Source organism: Streptomyces sp. NPDC102274 (assembly GCF_044766385.1).
GTDB lineage: Bacteria > Actinomycetota > Actinomycetes > Streptomycetales > Streptomycetaceae > Streptomyces.
This window is the reverse complement of sequence record NZ_JBIWLW010000125.1, coordinates 1-3109: the sequence shown is the minus strand read 5'-3', so window position 1 is coordinate 3109 and position 3109 is coordinate 1. Positions and strand designations below refer to the sequence as shown.

Annotated in this window: 2 protein-coding genes; both read right to left on the bottom strand. The window is 68.8% G+C overall.

Features of this window, described 5'->3' with window-relative positions:
* On the bottom strand, window positions 1-1439 hold a 1439-nt coding region (locus ACIRQP_RS42295; protein ID WP_403900785.1), incomplete at its 3' end, for a condensation domain-containing protein.
* Window positions 1440-1549: 110 nt separating this feature from the next.
* A partial coding sequence (locus ACIRQP_RS42290; RefSeq protein ID WP_403900783.1) for a condensation domain-containing protein occupies window positions 1550-3109 on the bottom strand: 1560 nt, incomplete at its 5' end.

Sequence of the window (3109 nt, the reverse complement as noted above, 5' to 3'; positions counted from 1 at the left end):
CCACCCGACCCAACAGCCACCAACTCACCCGCCAACCCCAACCAATGCCCCACCATCCGCCCAACCGTCCCCGCATCGAACAAATCCGTGCTGTATTCGATCGCCCCCGTCAACTCGCCTTCCCGCTCCTCGAATTCGAGCATGAAGTCGAACGGAAGCGCGTCCCGGGACACACTCATCGGCTCGGTACGGAGCCCGGCGAACTCCGGCGCCGGACCCGTGGAATTCTGGAGTACCACCATGGCCTGGACCAGCGGCATACGGCTGGGATCGCGCTCCGGGGCGAGAGCCTCCACCACACGGTCGAACGGGATCTCCTGATGGTCGAACGCCTCCAGTACCGTCCCCTTCACCGAGGACAGGAAGTCACCGACCGTCGCCGACGGATCCACATGGGAGCGCAGGACCAGCGTGTTGACGAAGAAGCCGACCAGATTCTCCAGCTCCGCGCGGTCGCGACCGGCCGTCGCCGTCCCGAGTGCGATGTCGTCCTGGCCGCTGTAACGGGAGAGCAGCAGTTGAGTGACCGCCGTGAGCGTCACGAACAGACTCGCGCCATGTTCCCGGCCGAGTCCGGCCAGCCCTGCCGCCACGTCCCGGGGGATGTCGAACGCGTGGACCGCGCCCGCCGCGCTCCGTACCGTCGGTCTGGGGTGGTCCGTCGGCAGTTCCAGCGGCTGGAGGCCGTCGAGCCGCTGCCTCCAGTAGTCCAGTCCGCCCCGGAGTTCCGTCTCGGTCAGCCGGTCGTGCTGCCAGGCCGCGAAGTCGGCGTACTGCACCGGCAGCGCGGGCAGTACGTCGGCATCCCGCCCATCCAGCGCGGCGGCGTAGCACGCGCTCAGCTCCCCGGTGAGGATGTCGAGTGAGCGGCCGTCGCTGATGATGTGATGCATCGAGAGCAGCAGGGCGTGATCGTCGTAACCCAGCCTCACCAGCAGGACCCGGAAGAGCGGCCCGACTCGCAGGTCGAACGGAGTGAGCAGCCGCTCCCGCAGGACCCGGTCCGCCTCACCTTCCGGTGCCGCCGAGTCGTCTGCCGCCGAGTCGTCGTACGCGGACAGGTCGAGGTGTTCGACCGGCACGGTCATGGAAGGGTGCACGATCTGGATCGCTCGGCCGTCCACCGCGTCGAGGGTTGTACGGAGACCCTCGTGGCGCGCCACGATCTGCTCGACGGCCCGTTCCAGGGCCTGTCGGTCCAGCGTCCCCGTCATCCGCAGGGCGAGACCCGAGTTGTACTCCACCCCGCCCGGCCGGAACTCCTCCAGGAACCACAGCCGCCGCTGCGCGAAGGACGCCGGCAGCTCGGCCGTGCGGTCCACGGGCGCGATGGCGTCGGTGACCACGGTGTGGCTCCCCGCCATACGCTCCCGGAGGAGCGCCCGCATGTGCTCCGGCAGCGCGCTGATCCGGCTTTCACGGGACGGTGGCGTGCTCATCTCAGCATCTCCTTGTGACACAAAGATCGGCGTTCGGCTGGGAGGTGGGGTGGAAGGGCGGAGGGCAGAGGGGCAGAGGGGGGGAGGGACGGCGCGGGCTCGTAGGTTCGTCAGCTCCGGCTCACGCTCCGCAGCGCGTCGATGAAGTTCTCCGCCAGCGCGGTCACGGTTGATTCCCGGTGCACCGCGGTGGAGTAGAACCAGGTGACGACGAATCTTCCCTCGTCCACGACGGCGACGACATCGATCAGATGGTTGCGTTCCTGCTGCGGGCCGTGTTCCTGGCCGTCCGTGGCCAGCGAGGTGCTGAGCAGGCCGGCATCGGCCGACCCGGCCCCCGTACCACCCGCGCTGCTCGTACCCGTACTGCCCGTACTTCCCGTGCTACCCGTGCTGCCCGTGCCGAACTGCCCCAGGTAGTTGAAGCTGATCCGGGGATCCGGGTCGCCGGCCAGCTCTCCGCTGAGGTAGCGCAGCGCGCCGTAGCCGACGCCTCGGTCCGGAACGGCCCTGAGCTGTCGCTTAACCGACCTCATGGTGGCCGGCCAGTCATCGGTCTCCGGCAGCTCCAGAGCAACGGGGTAGATGGACGTGAACCAGCCGACGGTACGGGTCAGGTCGATGTCGTCGAACAGCTCTTCGCGGCCGTGCCCCTCCAGATTGACCGCGACGCGGTCATGACCGGTCCAGGTGCGCAGAGTGCGCGCCAGCGCTGCCAGCAGCACGTCGTTGATCTGTGTCCGGAACCGGCCCGGCACCTGGTGCAGCAGGGCGTGGGTGTCGTCCACATCGAGGTACGCCATGACGGCGGCCTGATCCGCGACCTTGTTGCCACCGTCCGGCGTGTCCATCGGAAGCCGCGTATCGGCCGCGCTCGTCACCGACCGCCAGTACTCCAGCTGACCACTGAACCCTCCGTCCTGTACATGTGCGTTGAACCGGTCGGCCCACGCCCGTACGGAGGTCGACTTGGGCCCGAGGTCCGGCGCGGCTACGGAGACGGCCTGGTCATAGGCCGTGGCGAGGTCGCTCAGCAGGATGCGCCAGGACACACCGTCGATCACCAGGTGGTGAGCGGTGATCAGCAGGCGGGCCGGGCCGCCGCCCCCGTGCGGCGCGCCGACCACGACGCGGAAGAGGGGACCGTGTTCGAGGTCGAGCCCTGACTGCGCACGGACGACGATCGCGCGCCACTGTGCGTCGACATCGACGGCACCGTCTGCGTCACCGGCCGGATCGTGCACGGTGAAGACCGAGTCGACATCCAGGGCCGGCGTGATGTGCCCGGTCCAGGTTCCCTCGGCGGTACGGGTGAACGTGCTGCGCAGCGCATCGTGCTGGGACAGCAGCGCACCGACGGCGATCCGCAGAGCGTCGAGGTCGACATCCGCGGGCAGTTGGAACGCGGTGGACATGTTGAAGTGCTCCGAAGTCACCGGGTGCGTGTCGAAGTACCACTCTCGTACGGGAGTTGGCGCCACGGGGCCCGAAATGAGGCCCTGCTGGGCCTGCCCGGCATCGTCGGTCCCCGGGTCGGCCTCGGTGAGGCCGGCAGCGAGGGTGGCGATGGTGGGGTGGAGGAAGACGTCGCGGGAGGAGAGGGCGAGTCCGGCGCGGCGGGCGCGGGAGACGACCTGGAGGCTGATGATCGAGTCACCGCCGAGATCGAA